Here is a 16,598-nt window from a genome sequence, read left to right on the forward strand (position 1 = left end):
CTCACTTTGCTGCTACTCACTTTGCTGCTACTCACTTTTTTGGCTCGGATTTGGAGTCGGGGGCGGCTTTCAGGCCCGGCAGGGTCACGTTCTGGGCGGCGTTTTGCAGCGACAGGCCGAGCTTGAAGGTGCTCAGGAATCTGTCGAACGGCACGTTGTCGGCGCTGTCGGGGGTGTCGAGGTTGAGCTTGCCGTTTCTGAGCACGCCGTCGTAGCGCGACTGGAGCCCGGCGTAGCTGTTCTTTTCGCTGCCGTCACGGGCGAAGAGCACCACCACGGCCCCGGTGTAGTCCGGCACCAGTTGCACGTTGAGTTTGCCGCCGCTGAGTTCGCCGTAGCCGAGCTTGGTCTGAAGATCCCGGTCCCAGACAATCACCTGCAATGCCGAGGCACCGGAGTGCAGCAGCAGAGCCAGCAGTAGCGTAAGGAGAGGAAGTTTCATGGGTTCACTGTACCGACTTTATTTTGGTGAGAATTTGGTGAGTTCTACAATTTCCGGATCAAAGAGATATGGATTGGAGGTGTAGAGCCCAGAGACCGCATCCGGCCACGTCCCCAGACTGTAGCGGGTGAACCTGACGCACCTATGACAGCCAGGGCAACGTGAGCCCAGGTGTTCGGCACCTTGGCAGGCAAACAGGCAGCAGGCCGCCCGAATGGTCGTGGGCGGCGTGCTGCTGTGCGAGACGGTCTGTACCTGATTGTCTCTGGCTCAGACGGCGCTGTCGTGTGTCGGCTCTCCCGGCGGCTCCTCGTCCCAGAGGGCACGCATGGCAGCGCTGCGGGCAAGCAGTTCGCCTAGCGTGCCCTGATCGGCCATCCGGCCCTCGCCCAGCAAGATAATCCGGTCAGCTCGCAGCAGCGCGGCGCGGCGGTGCGAGACGACCGGGCAGGTCACGCCCGGCAGCTCGCCAGCCAGGCCCGCCCAGAGCTGGCGTTCGGTCTCGGCGTCCAGGGCGCTGGACACGTCGTCGAAGACCAGCAGCTCGGCGCTGCGGGCCAGCATCCGGGCCACGGCGACCCGCTGCACCTGACCGCCCGAAAGCTTGACGCCGCGTGCGCCGACCTGGGTGCTCAGGCCGTGTGGCAGCGTGGCGATGTCGCTTTCCAGCACCGACAGGCGCAGAGCCCGCTCCAGCTCATGCTGATGCTGCCCCGCATCCGGCTGGCCCTCGGCCATCAGCACGTTCTCGACCAGCGAGTCGCTGAACAGTTGCGGGAGCTGGGCACTGTAGGCGCTGCGCGGCGGGACGAAGAAGGCGGCGGGATCGAGGACTTTCTGGCCGTTCCAGCACCACTCACCGCTGGCCGGAATCAGGCCCAGCAGGGCACGCAGCAGGGTGCTCTTGCCGCTGCCGATGCGCCCGGTGACCACCACGAATTTGCCGCGCTCCAGGTGCAGGTCGCAGGGGTGCAGGCCGCGCCCGTTGTCGTAGACGGTGCTCAAGCCCCGGACCTCCAGCCGCTGGAACTGCGGCTGGACCGGGCGCAGCGGCAAGGCGGGCGCCTCGGTGTGCAGGTGCAGGTCGTGGTGCTCGACCATCACGGGCAGGGGGGCGTCTTGCAGCAGCCGCCCCATACTTTCAAAGCTGACCCCGGTGCGGCGGTGGCGGGCGATCATGTCGCCGAAGTAGCCCATCGAGCCGGTCAGGCGCGGCAGCAGCGCGAAGAACAGCACGAAGTCGCCGACGTTCATGCGGCCTTTCAGGATCAGGCTCGCGCCCAGCAGCAGCACGGCACCGATAGCCAGGTTGATCATGGTGGTATTGACGCCCTTGATCAGCTCGGTCAGCAGCACGTCTTTGAGCGCCGCCGCCTGGCGCACCTGGCCGAGCTTCTCCAGATGCGCGACCATCTGCGTTTCCCGCGCCGGGAGCTTGACCGCGCTGACCGCACCGAAGGTCTCGCCGACGAAATCGGTGACGCGGGCGGTGGCCTGGCGCATCCGGCGGCGGTAAGCGCGAATCTGCGGCGAGAGGCGCTGCACGAAGATGACAACCAGCAGCAGCGGCGCACACACCACCAGCGTGATCACCGGATCAACCCGCCACATCAAAAAGATGGCGACCAGGCTATAGATCAGGAATCCCGCCGCGTCCATCCAGACCTCGGTGTAGGCAGCCACGTCGTCCACATCATCACGGAAGCGGCTGACCGCCTCGGCGGGGGTGTCGGGCAGGCGGCGAGTGCTGGGGGCCTGGAGCAGCCAGCCGAGCAGGTTGCGCCGCAGCAGCGCGTCGAGCGTGAACCACAGCTTGAACCAGGCCCGCACCGCGCTGTAGAACACCCCGAAGCGGGCGAAACGGGCGACGGCGAAGGCCACAACCAGCACCCAGGCGCCGTTCAGAACGAGTTGCCGCGCCGCGCCGGAGCTGAGCTGAGCCTCTGAGAGCGCCGCGAAAATGCGCGAAACGAAGTAGCTGAACGCCGCCCACGACAGCACGTTGCAGGCGAATAGGCCGGGTTGGTAGGTGAACAGGCGGCGCATGAGGGACATGGTGGTGGGGCTTGTGGCTTGTGGCTTGTGGAAAGGAATGAAGCGTCTGGGGTGGTCATGTGGGGCTCCAGCAGGGCTTTGAGCAGAAAGCAAAGCTTATGTTATGCTCAGGTATGAACGTTTGTGGTGCGGTGTGAGTAAGCTGCCGTGTGCCTTGACCTCGGCTGCTCTGGAGGAAATTCGTCGGCTGGGCGGCACGCTGCGGGTCGGGCTGGAAGCGGGCGGATGCTGCGGCGCGAGCTACATGTTCGGGTTGAGAGGGCAACCGGGCGACCTGTGGTTCACCGACGCTGACCTGACGCTGTGCCTCTCGCCCGACGCGCTGCTCATCCTGTCGGGCGCCCGGCTCGATTACGGCGCCCGCATCAAGCCGCCGCGCTTCCGCGTCCTGGCGAATCCCAACACCCCACAGCGCTGCGCCTGCAACCGCTCCTTCGGGCTTCCCTTTCCGGGCAAGGCCACGCCTCAGTGCCGCGCCTACGAACCGATGCCCTGGCAAAGCAGGTCTGAACAGCTCTGACACGGCACCAGCGTCCGGCGCCCTTCCCACAGGCCACAAGCCACGCGCCATACGCCCGGCGCAGAGCGCCGTCACGCCAGCACCGCGTCCACTTCGCCGTGCTGACCGGCCTTTAGGAGCTGCGCGTAGCGGCTGCCTGGCGCGGCGGCCAGAACCTCACGGGGGCCGAATTCCAGAACTTTTCCGTCACCCAGCACCAGGATGTCGTCGGCGCGGGCGACGGTGCCCAGCCGGTGGGCAATGACGATGGCGGTGCGCCCCGACAGCAAGCGGGTCATGGCCGCGCTCAGCCGCGCCTCGCTGGCGGGGTCCAGGCGGCTGCTCGGCTCATCTAGGATAATCAGGCCGGGGTCGCGCAGCATCACGCGGGCGAAGGCCAGCAGTTGCGCCTCGCCCGCCGAGAGGCTGCCCGCCGGAAGCGGTGTATCCAGACCTTCGGGGAGCGAGTCGGCCCATTCCAGCAGACCGACCTCGGCCAGCGCGGCGCGCACTTGAACGTCGGTCATGTCATGGCCAAAAAAGGTGAGGTTGTCGCGCACGGACGCCTTAAACAGTTGCACGTCCTGGGTGACCACCGCGACCCGGCTGCACAGCGAATGCAGGTCGGCGTCCACAGTGCTCACGCCGCCCAGCCGCACGACGCCGAAGGTCGGGTCACATAAGCGCGAGATCAGCCGGGTCAAACTGGATTTGCCGCTGCCGGTGCGGCCCAGCAGCCCCACGGTCCGCCCAGCCTGGACGGTGAAGTCGAGCGAGCTGAGCACACGGGCCGTGTCGTTCGCCGTCTCATCTGCCAGGCCGGGTTCGTAGGCGAACGACACGTCATCGAATCGCAGCTCCAGCGGCCCAGACGGCAGCACCCTCGCGCCGGAGGGCAGCTCGCTGCGCAGGCTCAGCACCTCGCCGACCCGCATCAGGCTGGCTCCGGCCTTCTGCAAGTCCTGGAGCTGCTGGGTGAGCTGGTCGATGGGTTCTTCCACCAGGCTCATGTACTGGTAGAGCAGCAGCGCCGTGCCCACACTGATGGTGCCCGCGCCGTACAGGTCCACCGTACAGCCCCACCGCCGCGCCGATGACCCCCACATAGCCGAGTGTGAACATCAGCATGCTGAGTTGCCAGACGACGGTGCGGTCGATGCCCGCGCCCATGAGCTTGCCGAAAAAGCCGCGCTGCACGCCCAGGAACTTGCGCATGGTGTAGGCCCCGGCACCGAGGGCACGCAGGTCGTCCAGACCAGACAAGCGCTCCTCGATGAAGCCGAACAGCCCGGCGCTGGCCTCGCGCTCCTGGCGGGTGGGTTCTAGAGCAGATGTCATAAAAAGACCCTTTTTATGACCGAGCGGAGCGAGTAGTGTTGACTGAGCAAGGCGCAGAATGGAGGCGCGGGGAGGCTGTTTTCCCCGTGGCGTAATTCGGAGTACTGCTCTATGCCGCGCTGGCGGACCACGTTCATCAGCACCAGGGTCAGCAGCACGAACAGCAGCACGCCCAGGCCCAGCCAGAACTCCTCGCGGAAGAACATCACCACGCTGCCGGTCAGCAGCAGGGCGGCGCCGAAGACGCGCACAGCGAGAAGAAGTTGCTCAGCGCCGTGACGTCGCCGTCGATGCGCTCGATCATCTCGCCGGGGGTGCGGTCCTTGTGGTAGCTCATGTCCAAGCTTCAGCAGGTGGCGGGTCAGATCGAGGTGCAGGCGGTTGGTGGCGTTCCAGCCGATGGCGGCGCCGAGGTAGATGGCCCCGGCTGACAGGAGCTGCACCAGCGCGGCCACGCCGACGTAGCTTACTCCCAGCCGCATCAACGGGGTCAGGGCGGTCTGGGGATCGAGCGACCCCAGCGCCGAGGCCGCCGTGTCGATGAAGCGGGCGATGAACTGCGGCAGGCTCAGGGTCAGCCCCGCGCCGCCGACCAGCAACGCGAGCAGCAGCACGCGGGCCACATCGGCAGCAGATACTGGCCGAGCACCCGCAGGGCCGGAGTCGAGGAAATCGGCGCACGGGGCGCGGCAGGCGAGGACATACTGCCGAGACTGCGCCATAGGCGTAATGAACGCCTCCGCCATCTGGCGTGCCGCTGAAGGGCTGAACGAACGGTGAACGGGTGGGGCCGCCGCTGCCCTCCGACTTCACGGCTCGGCCCTGAAATCGGGTAGCAGAATTCAGTAAGCAGAAGTCGGGTAGCATCAGCCATGACTGTCCCCACCGCGCCGCTGCCGGTTGCCCGGAAGGCCCCGGATTACGCCACCGGGCTGCTGCTGAACGTGGTGTTGCCCGGCAGCGGCTTCAGTTACCTGGGCCGCTGGGGCTGGAATCTGAGCTGGACTCTGCTCCTGGGCACGCTGGTCATGCTGTGCCTGGCGATCAATACCCTGAGCACGCTGGGCTGGCGCCTGTGGCTGCTGCCGCTGCTGCCCTACCTGGTAATGCTGGCCCACTACCACCGCGTCTACCGGCGCCACCACACCAGCGGCGTCTGGCCGGTGATAGGCGACACCGCCAGAACGCTGCTGATCGCGGGTACGCTGGTCGTGTACCTGCTCACCTACGCCGCCGCCCGAATCCTGATTGGCGCCATCGGCCTGATCCTGGTCGTTTTGTTCGGCATCTTTCTGTATCACTCGTTTGGCGGCGCCTCGGTGCCTCATCCGGTGTATATCCACAGCGCCCTGACAGCGCCCTGACAGCGCAGACGCCGGGTTGCGGCGCCGAGGGGACGCCTCCGTTCAGGCGGAGTGACGCCTGACAATCGTCTGTCTACGCGGCTGAGTTTGATGGTGCCGGATTTGCTGGTGCCGGATTTGCTGGTGCTGAATTTGATAATGTGATCCGAATGACCGGCCCCGCCTTCCCGCCTCAGTTTCCGCCGCCGCCACCGCTGGCCCAGAAACCGCCGGGTTACGCCGCCGGGCTGCTGCTCAACATCTTTTTGCCGGGCAGCGGGTTTACCTATCTGGGGCGCTGGAACTGGCATCTGATCTGGATGCTGGGACTGGCGGCACTGAGCGTGGCGGTGGTCATCGCAGCGGCGGCCAGCGGCGCGACCCTGCTGCTGGCGCTTCCGACAGTGGTTTACCTGGGAATGCTGGTCCACTATCACGTCATGTATGGGCAGATACAGGCCGCCTGGGCCGCCGGAGCGCCACCCGCCCTGAGCGACGGTGTGAAGCTGGGGCTGATTCTGGGTCACGTCGCGCTGGGCTTCGTCGCTTTGGCGTTGACCGGGGTGCTGGCGGCGATTCTGATTCCCAACCTGATCGGCGCCCGGCAGCGGGCGTATGACACGGGGGCGCAGAGTTGCGCCAAGAGTATTCAGACCGCCCTGGCCGTCGCCCAGATTGACAACCAGGAGTACCCGAAGACCATCGACAAGACCATCGGCGGTGCCAGCTCAACTTGTGCCCCTGCCCAGATTACGGTCAGCGGGTCCGGCAACGAGAACGACTACAGCTTTACCGTTCGTGACAGCAGGGGCAACAAAACCTACAGTGCAACTCCAGCTTCACTCACTCCGCAGCCGCAGTAGCTCACCCCACCCCGAACCACCCCCTCATCACGCTGCCCGCCTGCACGATGTCGCCCGGTGTGCCCAGCTCCACGCCGCTGCCCGCGAACGGCACCCTTGCGAGCGTGTGCCCCTTGATGCCCAGATTCTCGAAGTTGCCGTGGTCGCTGCTGATAACCACGCGGGCGCCGCCCTCCAGCAAGCCAGCCAGCAGCGCGTCGAGGCAACGCAGATACCGCCGCGCCGCCGCCAGCAGCTCCGGGGGCGCGTCCGGCCTGCCCTCGTGGCCGAGCAGGTCGCTGAGCCACAGATCGAGGACCAGCAGGTCGTGCGCCTGCGCGGCGCGGGCAACCTCGCGGCCCTGCGCGTGCAGCTCACTCGGCTCCAGCGTCGCCGCCCAGGGCGAGCCGTACCTCAGCCCCAGCGTGGGCGACACCGAGGGCAATCCAGGTGGGTTGAGGCTCAGCCCCGCCGCCAGGAAGCTGAACGGAAAACAGCCGTGCCGGGGCCGCTTGTCGTGCGCCGCGAAGTAACCGGGCGGATAGACATTCAGCAGCGCCGCCGTGCCTCCGGCCTGAATCAGCCGGACGGGCAGGGACTCCTGGCGCAGCAGCTTTTGCAAGGTCGGGCCAGGATACGGGCCGAAATGCTCGCCCATGATTCGCACGGCGTCGCGCCCAGTGAGCCAGCAGCTCTGGCCGGTACCGGACTGCGGCGTGCCGGAAACGCCCAGTGTCGTGTCGAGGGCCAGGCCCGCGTCAATCAGCGGGCGCAGCGCGGGCAACTCCTGCTCCCAGGCCGAGCCGCTCGGCGCGTCAGCGGGGTGGCCCACACCGTCGAGGGCGAGCCAGACGAGGCCGGTCACGACTGGGAAGTGGGGCGCGGCTGCGCCGCTGGTGGGAAGTGGGCAGTGGGAACAGCGGGAAGGGCGCGGGAAAAGCGGGTGGGGAGAGCGAAACAGAGGCGATTGGTGTCCCGGTCTGGAACAGATGCCCTGACCATGCTCAAGCGCTGGCCTTCGCTAAAGCCCCACTGCCTACTTCCCACCCTCCCACTTCCCCCTTCACTCCTTCTTCTGCCACCCATACGAGCGCACGGCGTCCACGCCAAACCAGACGGCCAGCACACCGAGGATGCCCGCACCGACCCAGCCGTGTTGCAGCACGAGGTAGAGGGAGACTGCCGCGCACACCACAGCGGCGACGATGCTGAAGATCAGCACATTCCTGACAGAGACACGGCGTCCGAACATGACCAGATGCTACACCGGCAAACCTGGCGGCAATCTGACGAATTGGCAGGAAGTCACCTTGTGGGCCTGTCAGTGGCTGTCCGCCGCAGCTACGCCCATCCGAAGGCAGCGCCCGCTAAGTACGTCCTTGCTAACATTTCGGGTTTCCGCTTCTTGGGCAGAACGGACGCGCCTGGGCACGCCTGCCCGCAAACAGCGCTCCACCCCTCCATTCCCGCCAGCGGGCAGGCGTCTGCTGGACGTCCGTTCTGCCCAAGAAGGACGTACTTTCTTCCTCACTCGCTCTTCGTCGTGAACGGAGCGTCCAGGCCCGATAGGTGCCGTTCTGGACAAGAACGCGCCTGGGCACGCCACTCCTCCCGCTCGGTAAACCTAAAGCTTTACAAGGAGATACTTAGCTCCTTGGCCCTCAGCTCCGACGCCGGAGCAGCCGTTGCCGCTTGGGGCGCCGGGCACGCGGAAAGGCCCGTTCCAGCAGCAGGTAGGCCGGGCTGCCCTGCCCGTCGATATCCTCGATGGCCGCCAGCATCTCACGGGCCGCCCCCTCGTCGCCCTCGGCCAGCTTGAGCCGACCCTGCGCCGACATGAAGAAGCTGTATTCCTGGTAATGAATGCGGCGCAGACCTCTGGGAATCGCCAGGAGATCACGCGCCCTCTCCAGATCGCCGCGCTCGATGGCCTGGACCGCCAGCTCGGCGCGGGGAAAGAGGTAGGTCTCAAAACGCCCGGCCAGGTCCTCGAAGCGCTCGCGTGAACGCGCCACCAGGTCCGAATCGCCGCTGTGCTTCTCGGCCACCGCCAGGTTGTAGGCGGCAGTCGGCGAGTCCGGATTGGCCGCCACCAGCGGCGTCAGCAGCGCGGTAGCCTGGGCCATCTCGCCGCTGCGCATCAGGTTCAGCCCGCGCTCCAGCACCTTCTGCCCCGCCGAACTGAGATTCGAAGGCTCCACGTCGTCGTGGATTTCCAGTTGCAGCAACCGGCCACCCTCAGCCCCGGCCAGGTCGGTGAGCACCTCCGGGGGCAGCAGGTCACGGTCTTGCAGCAGGCCACCCAGCGCCAGCCGGACATTGTTGCGGCCCGGCCCGTGCTGCACGACGTTTCTCAGCATCTCAGTGAACGCCTCAGTCCGGGGTCCGGCAGCCTCCAGCAGCGTCACGGCGACCACGTTGGCGAACGGCACCTCGCTGAAGCCCAGACGTTCCGGCAACAGCGTCAGCAGCCCCGGCATGGCCGCCAGCGAGGCGAAGACCTGCTGCTGGGGCGAGGCACCTCTGGCCGCCACCCAGCTCCGGATCACGGCGGGCGGCAGCAGTTGCTCGGCGGTGAAGTACGGCGGCGTCCCGGTATCCTGCTGGCCGAACGGCAGGCTGCCCGCACCGGTCGGGTGCCGCAGCGCCCAGCGCCCCTCCAGCATGTCTCCAGCGGTGTTGTCACTCAGGGCTTCGCCCGGATGCTCGGTCTGCCAGGCGTCCAGGCCACGCCGGACCCCGGCGTCGTCTTCAAGCAGGGCGTAGGCGTTGGCCAGGGCCAGCTCGCGGTCCACCACGCCTTCTTCCGGCTGCCCGGCGATCTGCTCCAGCCGGGGCGCGAAGGCGCGGGCCGCGTCCAGGCCATGCAGGATCAGGCTCAGGCGAATCAGGTTGACCAGCGCGTGGATATTGCGCGGATGCGCCGCCAGCACGGCCTCGGCCACCGCCTGGGCGCCTGGCAGATCGCCCAGCAGATATAAGCCGGTGCTGAGGTTATTCCGGGCCGGAACGTAGTCAGGAAAGCGCTTCAGGAAGGCCTCCATCTGCGCCACGCCCGCTGCGGCGTCGCCGTACATGATCTCGGTACGCGCCGCCTCGAAGGCCAGCAGATCGGCGGTTTTGGCACCCTCTGGCCGGTCTATGCCCGCTTCGGCCTCTTCGGGCACCACCCGGCCTGAGCGCCGCGCCGCCCGCAGCGCGTGGGCGTTCATGCCCAGTGCCAGGTACACCTGCGAGAGCACACCCTGCACCTCGGTGATGTAAACCTTCTCCCGGCTGGCCGCCGCCTCCAGGGCCGTGCGCGCCTCATTGTGGCGCCCGACCCGGTGCAGCGTGGCGCCGTAGGCGTGCAGCACCCGCGAATCGGAAGGAAATTTCCGCGCCAGGTCCGAGAGCACCTCGGCCCCGGCACCGGGACTGTGCTTCGCCAGCTCCACCGCGTTGAAATACTGCATTTCCGAGGGATGTTTTGCCATACACGCAGTCTAAACCGCGCCCCCATCTTTGCCTACAAGCCATGCCCACGGGCCATGCACACAAGCCAAACGCCACGGGCCACAAGCGGCGCGTAGCGCCTCAACGGCAAGCCTTCTGACTTTCCCCTTCGCCCGGCGCCGCCAGCATAGGCTGTAGACATGGGGACCTTTGACGTACTGGTGATGGGCGCGGGCCACAATGCCCTGGTGACGGCGGCCTACGCGGCCCAGGCGGGCCTGAAGGTCGGCGTCTTCGAGCGGCGGCACATCGTCGGCGGGGCCGTCAGCACCGAGGAACTCATTCCCGGCTACCGCTTCGATTACGGCGGCAGCGCCCATATTCTGATCCGCATGACCAAGCTGGTGCAGGAACTCGAACTCTCGCGCCACGGCCTGCACTACATCGAGGTGGACCCGATGTTTCAGGCGTCGGACGGCGAGACGCCCTGGTTCATGTACCGCGACGCCGAGCGCACCATCCATGAACTCAACGATATTTTTCCGGGTCAGGGCGACGCTTACCGCAAGTTTTTAAGTGACTGGACACCGTTCGCCGACGCGGTGGCCGACCTGTTCAACTCGGCGCCCGGCCCGCTGGAACTCGGCAAGATGCTGGTCAACTCCGGCAAGGGCCGCGACATGAGCCAGCAGCTCGCCAGCATCCTGCGGCCCTACGGCGACGTGGCCCGCGAGACCTTCAGCGAGGAGCGCGTCCGGGCGCCGCTGACCTGGATGGCCGCCCAGAGCGGTCCCCCGCCCTCCGACCCGCTGAGTGCGCCGTTCCTCTTGTGGCATCCGCTCTATCACCAGGGCGGCGTGGCCCGGCCCAAGGGCGGCAGCGGCGGCCTGACCAAAGCCCTGCGGCGCTCGATTGAGGAAAACGGCGGCGAGGTGCATGTCAACGCCCCCGTCAAACATATTCTGGTCGAGAACGGCAAGGCCAGCGGCATCGAACTGGAGGACGGCAGCCGCTTCACCGGGCGCTCGGTGGTCTCAGGCAGTCACATCCTGACCACCGCCGCCGCGCTGCCCGAACAGTACGTGCCGGAAGCGGCCAAACGGGTGCGTGTCGGCAACGGCTTCGGGATGATCCTGCGGCTGGCGCTGAACGGCAAGGTGAAGTACCGCAACCACAAGGAGCCCGACAGCCGGGTGGCGCTGGGCCTGCTGATTAAAAACGAGCGGCAACTGATGAAGGCCTACGGCGAATACCTCGCCGGAGAGCCCACCAAAGACCCGCCGATCATCGCCATGAGTTTTTCCGCCGTGGACGACTCGCTGGCCCCGCCCGGCTGCGACGTGCTGTGGCTGTGGGCGCAGTATTACCCGTATGAACTCGCGTCCGGCACCTGGGACGAGCGGGTGGCCGAGGCCCGTGACCACATCCTGAACGCCTTCGAGCACTACGCGCCGGGCACCCGCGAGATGATCGTGGGCGAACTGGTCCAGACGCCGCAGTGGCTCGAATCCAACCTGGGCCTCCACCGGGGCAACGTGATGCACCTGGAGATGAGCTTCGACCAGATGTTCTCGTTTCGCCCCTGGATGCAGGCCAGCCAGTACAAGTGGCCGGGCGTGAAGGGGCTGTACCTGACGGGAGCGAGCACCCACCCCGGCGGCGGCATCATGGGCGCGTCGGGCCGCAACGCCGCGCGGGTGCTGATTCACGACCTGACGCGGCGCAAGGTCTGGGGGCTGGGGAAGTGAGCGGGGGAAGACAGGGGCGAGGGGTCAACAACCGGGGCCTTCACTCCCTCTCCCCTTGCGGGAGAGGGCTGGGGAGAGGGGTATGAGCGCAGCGATTCGCTCTTCCCACTTCCCACTCCCAACTTCCCACCTCCCACTTCCCGATCTTTTCCCACAAGCCACAAGCCACAAGCCACAAGCTTTCTTATGACCTACCTCCAGTACCACCTCGTGTTCATCGTGCCGGTCTTGCTGGTGATGATCGGCCTGACCTGGATTCAGACTCGCGGCGGCAAGGCCGTGCTGGGCCAGTTCCGCGACAATAAATGGGGCTGGCGGACCTTTGCGCTGTTTCCGCTGATTCCGCTGATCTACACGACGCCCTGGGACAACTACCTGGTGTTCAAAGGCGTCTGGAACTACCCACCGGAGCGCGTGCTGGGCCGCATCGGCTACGTGCCGGTGGAGGAATACGCCTTCTTCATTTTGCAAACCCTGATTACCGGGCTGTGGTTGTACTTTCTGATCAGGCGCAGCGGCCCGCCCGCCGCCTCGGCGCGGCCCTGGCTGACCCGCTGGGGCGCGGCGGCGGCCTGGCTGGGCGTGGCCTTCGCGGGCGTGGTGATGCTCAGATTCGAGCCGACCTTTTACCTGGGGCTGATCCTGGCCTGGGCGGCGCCGGTCCTGTCGGGCCTGTCGGCCTTCGGGGGCGATCTGGTGCTGGGGCGCTCACGGGTGTTCTGGTGGGCGACGCTGCCGCCGACCCTCTACCTGTGGGCCACCGATTTCTTCGCCGTGGGCAACGGCATCTGGAGCATTTCCGAGCGCTACACCCTCGGCTGGAACCTGGGCGGGGTGCTGCCCGTCGAGGAGATGGTGTTCTTCCTGATTACCAACCTGCTCGTCGCCACCGGCCTGCTGGCCTTTTTGCACCCGGAGGCGCTGGTGCGGGTGAACGTGCTCAGGCGGGTGTTCCGGCCCTGGCAGGGGCTGGTGCTGCTGTACGTGCTGCTGAAAATTCCGGTGCCGCTGTGGCCTGACGGTTTTCCGCTGCTGGGCACGCTGAGTACTGCCTGCCTGTTTCTGGCCGGGCTGCTGTGGGCCTGGGAACGGGTCGGGGTCCGGGCACCACTGCTGGCCGCGCTGGCCTTCGGCGTCGGGCTGGGGGTCGAGGTCGTCGGCAGCCGCACGGGTGTTCCATTCGGCAACTACAGCTACGCCGGGGCGCCGGGCCTGACCTTACTGGGCGTGCCGCTGCTGGTGCCGCTCGGCTGGTTCGCCATGACGCTCGCCGCCGCGCTGCTGAGTCGGGGCCGCGCCTGGCTGGCCGGGCTGCTGCTGGTCGCCTGGGACGTGGGCTTAGAGCCGCTGATGACCGCGCAGAGGTTCTGGAGCTGGAACGACAGCGGCGCCATCTGGGCGGGCGCACCGATCCAGAATTTCGTGGCCTGGTGGGCGGTGGGCGCGGGGCTGAGCTGGGTGTTCAGAGGCGTCGCGCCGGAGCTGTTCGGAGTTGAGGAAGTGGGAAGTGGGAAGTGGGAAGTGGGAAAAGATCAGGCCCCACCTCCTACTCCCTACTCCCTACTTCCTTCTTTCGCCGTCGCTTACCTGATCGAAGCCCTGTTTCTTCCGGCTGGTCTGCTGCTGCTGGGGCTGCCGGGCGCGGCGCTGGCAACGGCAGTGGCGATGGGCCTGATGAGCGCTGTGGTCTTGCGGCAAACGGCGACGGCGGCGCGTTCGGCTCAGGTCCGGCCTGAATGAAGATCGGCTCGCTCGCCGCCTATGAATGGATGGTCCGCACTGCTATCCGGCGCAGCGTCCGAACCGGGCTGCGCGGCGTGTGGGTGCGGGGTGCGGTGCCATCCGGGGGCGCGGTGATCGCGCCGTCGCACGCCTCCTGGTGGGACGGGTACGTGTTGCGCGAGCTGGCCTGGCAGATCGGGCAACCGTTCACGGTGCTGATGACCGGGCGGCAACTGGCGAACTTTCCGTTTCTGCGCTTCATCGGCGCCATCGGCGATCAGGAGTTGCGGCCTGCGCTACGTTCGCTGGGGGCCGGACACTGGCTGCTGGTGTTTCCCGAAGCTCAGATTGAACCGCTGGGGCCGCTTGGAAAACTCCAACCGGGCGCGGCCTGGCTGGCACAGAAAAGCGGGGCGCCGCTGTATCCCGCCGCGCTGCGGGTGGTCATGCGCGGGCAGACGCAGCCGGAGGCGTATTTAAGGTTTGGCGCACCCGTCAGCAGCCCGGAGCTGGAAGAGGCGCTCAGACACGAGCTGAAATTGCTGGACGCCGAGCTGGCCAGCAGCGACCCGGAGCAGCCGCTGGCGGGCTATCTGCGGATGGTGGGCAGCAGAAGCTTCAGAGCTGACACGCCGAGTTTGAGTGCGCGGATGCTGGCCCGGCTGACGAGGGATTGGGTCAAGGACGGTGTGGTCAAGGAAAGGTGATGAACTCCACCGGCACGGCGTCCACCAGCCACACGCCGTTCTCGCTGCGGTAGAACGCATACCCGGCTGCGGCCATCTTCCCGGCCTGAACAGTCAATATGACGGGCGGGCCGCGCCGCTCACCCACCTTGCGGGCGGTGTGCTGATCGGGCGAGAGATGGACGTGGTGACGGTTGCGCTTCGTCAAACCCTCAGCGCAGATGCTGTCCAGGGCGGCGCCCACCGTGCCGTGAAAGAGGACGGTGGGCGGCTGAGCGGCCTCCAGTTCGAGGTCTACCGGGACGCTGTGGCCCTGATTGGCACGAATCTGGGGACCGGTGGCGGTGCCTCGCAGGGCGAAACGTTGCTTGTCGCTCGCCTGCACAACCGCTTCGACCTGTTCGCGGGACGCCTTCAGGTGCGCCAGCAGCGGCTCCAGCGGGGTCCAGCCGCCGGGGAGGAGGGTGAGTCCGGCTTCGTGTGGCGCGTGGCGCAGCAGGTACGAGAGCTGGTGGGAAAGGGTCTTGTCGTTCATGCGTCCACTGTGACGAAGATTCAGCCTGGGCGCATCCGTCAGAGGGCTTAAGCTAACGCCGCTTGATGGCCCTGGGCGACACGACCTTGAAGGCGTCCGCGCCGAATTTGCCGCTGAGTTCGAGGAGGAGCGCGGGGGCGGGGTTTTTAGAACTCCACTGATGCAACTTGGTCTGGTCACGGTAAGGTTCGAGCGCTTTTTTGAACTCTGCCACACTAGAGACGAGCTTGAAGTTGCTGGCGTCGTTGTCTATGCGGAATTGGATAGCACCCGCCTGGGCCTGGTTGATGTTGGTCATCAACATGATGTTGCCGCCGTCGAGTTTTTTGCCGTCCGCGTCGATGTTATACCAGTCGTTGAAAGTGGCGGTGACCATCGCGTAGATGTGATTGGCGGCCAGCGGACCGGAGAAGGCGACTTCTCCTGTGTTGCCGTTGGGTTCCAGGCTCCGAAAGGGGTCACTGCCGTAGCCCATACCCGCCCCTACCGTCGGCTGATAGAAACTGTTGAGTACACGCCAGTCGTCCGCTTCGAGTTGAATCTTGGCGGCTCCGATGTTCAGGGTCGGATTCTTCCAGCCGCTCAGGCGCAGATCAGCGCCCGAATCCCGAATGCCGGTAATGAGCGAATCGGCGCGAAGATATGTTCTTCCGCCCAGAGTCAGGCCCGGCTTGAGCCACCAGTGTGTATCGAGCGATGGCCTCGGCGCGGTGACGCCTGGCAATCTAATGGTGGCGTTGTCGGCTGGGCCGCTGATCTTCCCGCCCGCCTTCTCGATACTCGCCTTGAATTGCTCGAAATCGAGATACCCAGTCGCCCCACCTTCCTGGCTGTAACTGTAAATCCCCTTCACCTGCGCCAGCCCTTGCGGCAGCGCGGCGAACAGCACCGTGGCCATCAGCAGTCCCAGCGCCCCAGTTTTGCCCACCGCCGGGACGGTATGCACGCCCAACATCCCCACGCTGACCTGCTCCGGGGCACCGAGTTCGCGCAGAACCTGGCGCTCGGCCTCATCGGCGCTGAGGTTGCCCAGCCGGAGTTCGGCCACGCGCTCGCCGAGGTGGCCCGCCAGTTCGGCCCGCAGCTCGCGCCGCGCCCGGCCCCACAGCCCCCGCGTGGCCTGCTTCAGATAACGCTCAGTCGGTTTCATAGGCCACCTGCTTTGAGATTCCACAGCTTGCCGAGCTGCGTGCTGAAGGTCTGGAAGTCGCGCTGACGGGCCTGCAACTCGCGCCCACCGCTCCCCGTGAGGGTGTAGACCTTGACCGGGCTGCCACTGCGCGGGGCGGTCTGAAACTCGCCGCGCACGAAGCCCGCCTTCTCCAGCCGGTGCAGCGCCGGGTAGAGGCTGCCGACCTTCAGATCGAAATAGCCGCCCGTGGCGTCCTGGGCGAGCTTGCTGATCTCCAGGCCATATTTGGGTTGGCCCTGCAAAATGCTCAGCAAGATCAGGTCGAGGTGGCCGCGCAGCAGGTTGGGGTCGGGCGAGTTGGGGAGTGGTGAAGTCATGGATGAAACCTCCTTATATCGGATTACTATATCGCGTTCCTATACATTAGACTTCTCCGGCTCCAACGTCAAGGCTTGGGGGGTGTCCACCGCGCGGGTTTGTACTGCCAGGCAAAGCTTCGTCCCATCCGGCTACCATGCTCACCAAGAGTCTTGCTTGACAAGTATCCGAACCGCCCCTATCTTGCAGAGCATGAATCCACTCAAATCTGGCACGATCGATCTGGTGCTGCTCTCAGCTCTGCGAGACCGCCCGCGCTACGGCCTGGAGATTCTGGACCACATCAACGAGCGCAGCGGCGGCCTGTTCGACATGAAGGAGGGCAGCCTGTATCCGGCGCTGCACCGGCTGGTCAAGGCGGGCTGGGTGGACAGCGAGTGGCAGCCGAGCCAGAAGGGCGGCGCCGCCCGCAAGGTCTACCACCTGACCGACAGCGGCCTGGG

At 66.2% G+C, this 16,598-nt stretch carries 17 protein-coding genes and 1 pseudogene; 7 read left to right on the forward strand and 11 right to left on the reverse strand.

Translation table 11 applies throughout. From position 1 onward, the window contains the following. Positions 1 to 31: 31 nt before the first annotated feature. Complete coding sequence (locus Q0R23_RS06930) at positions 32 to 442, reverse strand: hypothetical protein (protein ID WP_293911698.1); 411 nt, start codon at positions 440 to 442, stop codon at positions 32 to 34. A gap of 270 nt (positions 443 to 712) precedes the next feature. Beyond that, the gene (locus Q0R23_RS06935; protein WP_366520398.1) at positions 713 to 2,488 is read right to left on the reverse strand and encodes an ABC transporter ATP-binding protein; all 1,776 of its coding nucleotides are present in this window, start codon (positions 2,486 to 2,488) and stop codon (positions 713 to 715) included. Positions 2,489 to 2,651: 163 nt separating this feature from the next. Between Q0R23_RS06935 and Q0R23_RS06940 the strand changes: the two genes are divergently transcribed. Continuing rightward, positions 2,652 to 3,017 carry an iron-sulfur cluster assembly accessory protein gene (locus Q0R23_RS06940; RefSeq protein WP_293911700.1) on the forward strand — a complete coding sequence of 122 codons (366 nt, stop codon included), beginning with the start codon at positions 2,652 to 2,654 and terminating at the stop codon, positions 3,015 to 3,017. Positions 3,018 to 3,088: 71 nt separating this feature from the next. Here the strand turns inward: Q0R23_RS06940 and Q0R23_RS06945 are convergent. The 3 genes and pseudogenes from Q0R23_RS06945 to Q0R23_RS06955 all read right to left on the reverse strand — a co-directional run. Continuing rightward, positions 3,089 to 4,322: pseudogene (locus tag Q0R23_RS06945) on the reverse strand (ABC transporter ATP-binding protein); the annotation flags it as partial. An 8-nt stretch (positions 4,323 to 4,330) separates the two neighbouring features. Next, complete coding sequence (locus tag Q0R23_RS06950; RefSeq protein ID WP_293911701.1) at positions 4,331 to 4,948, reverse strand: hypothetical protein; 618 nt, start codon at positions 4,946 to 4,948, stop codon at positions 4,331 to 4,333. After that, complete coding sequence (locus tag Q0R23_RS06955; RefSeq protein ID WP_293911702.1) at positions 4,909 to 5,037, reverse strand: hypothetical protein; 129 nt, start codon at positions 5,035 to 5,037, stop codon at positions 4,909 to 4,911. The genes Q0R23_RS06950 and Q0R23_RS06955 overlap by 40 nt, the downstream gene beginning before the upstream one ends. 169 nt (positions 5,038 to 5,206) lie before the next feature. Between Q0R23_RS06955 and Q0R23_RS06960 the strand changes: the two genes are divergently transcribed. Both Q0R23_RS06960 and Q0R23_RS06965 read left to right on the forward strand, forming a co-directional pair. Further along, complete coding sequence (locus tag Q0R23_RS06960) at positions 5,207 to 5,698, forward strand: hypothetical protein (RefSeq protein WP_293911703.1); 492 nt, start codon at positions 5,207 to 5,209, stop codon at positions 5,696 to 5,698. Between the two features lie 149 nt (positions 5,699 to 5,847). Beyond that, complete coding sequence (locus Q0R23_RS06965) at positions 5,848 to 6,540, forward strand: hypothetical protein (RefSeq protein WP_293911705.1); 693 nt, start codon at positions 5,848 to 5,850, stop codon at positions 6,538 to 6,540. 1 nt (position 6,541) lies between these two features. Here the strand turns inward: Q0R23_RS06965 and Q0R23_RS06970 are convergent, their stop codons facing one another. The 3 genes from Q0R23_RS06970 to Q0R23_RS06980 form a co-directional block, all read right to left on the reverse strand. After that, positions 6,542 to 7,384, reverse strand: a complete 843-nt coding sequence (locus Q0R23_RS06970) for a metalloenzyme domain protein (RefSeq protein WP_293911707.1) — start codon at positions 7,382 to 7,384, stop codon at positions 6,542 to 6,544. Positions 7,385 to 7,582: 198 nt separating this feature from the next. Beyond that, a complete protein-coding gene (locus Q0R23_RS06975; RefSeq protein ID WP_293911709.1) occupies positions 7,583 to 7,771 on the reverse strand; it encodes a hypothetical protein in 189 nt (62 codons plus the stop codon). Positions 7,772 to 8,180: 409 nt separating this feature from the next. Next, the gene (locus Q0R23_RS06980) at positions 8,181 to 9,995 is read right to left on the reverse strand and encodes a hypothetical protein (protein ID WP_293911711.1); all 1,815 of its coding nucleotides are present in this window, start codon (positions 9,993 to 9,995) and stop codon (positions 8,181 to 8,183) included. Positions 9,996 to 10,154: 159 nt separating this feature from the next. Between Q0R23_RS06980 and Q0R23_RS06985 the strand changes: the two genes are divergently transcribed. The 3 genes from Q0R23_RS06985 (at position 10,155) to Q0R23_RS06995 (ending at position 14,131) form a co-directional block, all read left to right on the forward strand. Next, a complete protein-coding gene (locus Q0R23_RS06985; RefSeq protein WP_293911713.1) occupies positions 10,155 to 11,702 on the forward strand; it encodes an NAD(P)/FAD-dependent oxidoreductase in 1,548 nt (515 codons plus the stop codon). Between the two features lie 186 nt (positions 11,703 to 11,888). Beyond that, the gene (locus tag Q0R23_RS06990; RefSeq protein ID WP_293911714.1) at positions 11,889 to 13,442 is read left to right on the forward strand and encodes a carotenoid biosynthesis protein; all 1,554 of its coding nucleotides are present in this window, start codon (positions 11,889 to 11,891) and stop codon (positions 13,440 to 13,442) included. Next, complete coding sequence (locus Q0R23_RS06995) at positions 13,439 to 14,131, forward strand: lysophospholipid acyltransferase family protein (protein ID WP_293911716.1); 693 nt, start codon at positions 13,439 to 13,441, stop codon at positions 14,129 to 14,131. The genes Q0R23_RS06990 and Q0R23_RS06995 overlap by 4 nt, the downstream gene beginning before the upstream one ends. On the opposite strand, the gene Q0R23_RS07000 is transcribed toward Q0R23_RS06995, so the two are convergent. From Q0R23_RS07000 to Q0R23_RS07010, 3 genes are read right to left on the reverse strand one after another with little or no spacing between them, the layout of a single operon-like run. Further along, positions 14,118 to 14,645 (reverse strand): RNA 2'-phosphotransferase, encoded by a 528-nt coding sequence (locus tag Q0R23_RS07000; protein WP_293911718.1) that lies wholly within the window; start codon positions 14,643 to 14,645, stop codon positions 14,118 to 14,120. The genes Q0R23_RS06995 and Q0R23_RS07000 overlap by 14 nt on opposite strands. Positions 14,646 to 14,697: 52 nt before the next feature. Beyond that, positions 14,698 to 15,795, reverse strand: a complete 1,098-nt coding sequence (locus Q0R23_RS07005; protein WP_293911720.1) for a permease prefix domain 1-containing protein — start codon at positions 15,793 to 15,795, stop codon at positions 14,698 to 14,700. Further along, positions 15,792 to 16,154 carry a PadR family transcriptional regulator gene (locus Q0R23_RS07010; protein ID WP_293911722.1) on the reverse strand — a complete coding sequence of 121 codons (363 nt, stop codon included), beginning with the start codon at positions 16,152 to 16,154 and terminating at the stop codon, positions 15,792 to 15,794. The genes Q0R23_RS07005 and Q0R23_RS07010 overlap by 4 nt, the downstream gene beginning before the upstream one ends. A 193-nt stretch (positions 16,155 to 16,347) precedes the next feature. Between Q0R23_RS07010 and Q0R23_RS07015 the strand changes: the two genes are divergently transcribed. Next, positions 16,348 to 16,598, forward strand: a 251-nt coding sequence (locus Q0R23_RS07015) for a PadR family transcriptional regulator (RefSeq protein ID WP_293911724.1), incomplete at its 3' end; no start/stop codon positions are given.

The sequence above is a fragment of the Deinococcus sp. genome (assembly GCF_025362455.1).
Classification (GTDB): Bacteria; Deinococcota; Deinococci; order Deinococcales; family Deinococcaceae; genus Deinococcus.

What these genes read in the sequence shown, in the direction of transcription:
- Q0R23_RS06985 (WP_293911713.1), top strand. Translation starts at nt 10,155, where the DNA reads ATGGGGACCTTTGACGTACTGGTGATGGGCGCGGGCCACAATGCCCTG.
- Q0R23_RS06965 (WP_293911705.1), top strand. Translation starts at nt 5,848, where the DNA reads ATGACCGGCCCCGCCTTCCCGCCTCAGTTTCCGCCGCCGCCACCGCTG.
- Q0R23_RS06955 (WP_293911702.1), bottom strand. Translation starts at nt 5,037, where the DNA reads ATGTCCTCGCCTGCCGCGCCCCGTGCGCCGATTTCCTCGACTCCGGCC.
- Q0R23_RS06930 (WP_293911698.1), bottom strand. Translation starts at nt 442, where the DNA reads ATGAAACTTCCTCTCCTTACGCTACTGCTGGCTCTGCTGCTGCACTCC.
- Q0R23_RS06935 (WP_366520398.1), bottom strand. Translation starts at nt 2,488, where the DNA reads ATGCGCCGCCTGTTCACCTACCAACCCGGCCTATTCGCCTGCAACGTG.
- Q0R23_RS07010 (WP_293911722.1), bottom strand. Translation starts at nt 16,154, where the DNA reads ATGACTTCACCACTCCCCAACTCGCCCGACCCCAACCTGCTGCGCGGC.
- Q0R23_RS06960 (WP_293911703.1), top strand. Translation starts at nt 5,207, where the DNA reads ATGACTGTCCCCACCGCGCCGCTGCCGGTTGCCCGGAAGGCCCCGGAT.
- Q0R23_RS06995 (WP_293911716.1), top strand. Translation starts at nt 13,439, where the DNA reads ATGAAGATCGGCTCGCTCGCCGCCTATGAATGGATGGTCCGCACTGCT.
- Q0R23_RS06975 (WP_293911709.1), bottom strand. Translation starts at nt 7,771, where the DNA reads ATGTTCGGACGCCGTGTCTCTGTCAGGAATGTGCTGATCTTCAGCATC.
- Q0R23_RS07005 (WP_293911720.1), bottom strand. Translation starts at nt 15,795, where the DNA reads ATGAAACCGACTGAGCGTTATCTGAAGCAGGCCACGCGGGGGCTGTGG.
- Q0R23_RS07000 (WP_293911718.1), bottom strand. Translation starts at nt 14,645, where the DNA reads ATGAACGACAAGACCCTTTCCCACCAGCTCTCGTACCTGCTGCGCCAC.
- Q0R23_RS06990 (WP_293911714.1), top strand. Translation starts at nt 11,889, where the DNA reads ATGACCTACCTCCAGTACCACCTCGTGTTCATCGTGCCGGTCTTGCTG.
- Q0R23_RS06980 (WP_293911711.1), bottom strand. Translation starts at nt 9,995, where the DNA reads ATGGCAAAACATCCCTCGGAAATGCAGTATTTCAACGCGGTGGAGCTG.